The following is a 1,314-nucleotide window of genomic DNA, read 5'->3' on the forward strand; positions in this document are numbered from 1 at the left end:
ACCGAGGTGGCGGTATCACCAGAGGTAATCGTCGGTGCGACTTCATCCAGATCATTAACCGCCAGAGTGACGGTCTGATCAGTGAAGTTACCAGCCCCATCGGTAGCGGTGACGGTAAAGCTGTAGCTGGACTTGGTTTCGTAGTCAGCATCCGCTTTTAGAGTCACTTCGCCAGTATTGGTATCAATGGTGAAGTAAGACGCGTCAGTACCACTGAGACTAAACATTACGCCATCCGAAATATCAGCAGAGTCATCAGCAACAGCGGTATACACCACTTGCCCAGCACCTGAGTTTTCAGCGATCGAGGTGGCCGTAGCGCCAGACGTAATCGTCGGCGCTGCTTCATCGAGGTTATTGACCGCCAGGGTGACGGTTTGATCGGTGTGGTTACCCGCCCCATCGGTGGCGGTGACGGTAAAGCTGTAGCTTGGTTTGGTCTCGTAATCAGCGTTGGCCAATAAGGTGACTTCACCGGTGGCTGAGTTGATGCTGAAATACGCAGCATCTGCACCCGACAGACTGAAACTCACACCATCAGAAATATCAGCAGAGTCATCAGCAACAGCGGTATACACCACCTGCCCAGCACCAGAGTTTTCATCAATCGTAGTGGCGATAGCGCCAGAGGTAATCGTCGGTGCCACTTCATCAAGGTTGTTGACCGCCAAGGTGACGGCTTGGTCCGTATGGTTACCGGCCCCATCGGTGGCAGTGACAGTAAAGCTGTAGCTGGACTTGGTCTCGTAATTGGCATCAGCCAATAACGTCACTTCGCCGGTGGCTGAATTAATGCTGAACAGTGACGCATCTGTACCAGACAACGAATAAACCACTGCCGCGTCGTCCGTGGTCGCGGTGTAAATAACCGAGCTGGCACCAGAATTTTCATCAATAGCATCCGCCAGAATCCCGGAGTTAAATACCGGTCCTGACTCATCCAGATCATTGATCGCCAGAGTGACGGTCTGATCAGTGAAGTTACCAGCCCCATCTGTGGCGGTGACGGTAAAGCTGTAGCTTGGTTTAGTCTCGTAGTCCGCATCCGCCAACAAGGTGACTTCACCGGTGCTGGCATCAATCGAGAAGTAAGCCGCGTCAGTGCCGCCAAGGCTAAACGTTACGCCATCCGAAATATCCGCGGAGTCATCGATAATCGCTGTGTAAATAACCGAGCCAGCACCGCTGTTTTCATCGATGGCAGTCGCGGTATCACCAGAGGTAATCGTCGGTGCTGCTTCATCCAGGTTATTGACCGCCAGGGTAACGGCCTGATTGGTAAAGTTACCAGCTCCGTCGGTAGCGGTGACAGTA

At 52.9% G+C, this 1,314-nt stretch carries 1 protein-coding gene; it reads right to left on the minus strand.

All coding sequences use genetic code 11. From position 1 onward, the window contains the following. The coding region (locus Q4551_RS16105) for a cadherin repeat domain-containing protein (RefSeq protein WP_303434942.1) at nucleotides 1-1,314 on the minus strand (1,314 nt) is incomplete at both ends.

It is taken from the genome of Oceanobacter sp. 5_MG-2023, assembly GCF_030548165.1.
In the GTDB taxonomy this organism is placed as follows: domain Bacteria; phylum Pseudomonadota; class Gammaproteobacteria; order Pseudomonadales; family Oceanobacteraceae; genus Oceanobacter.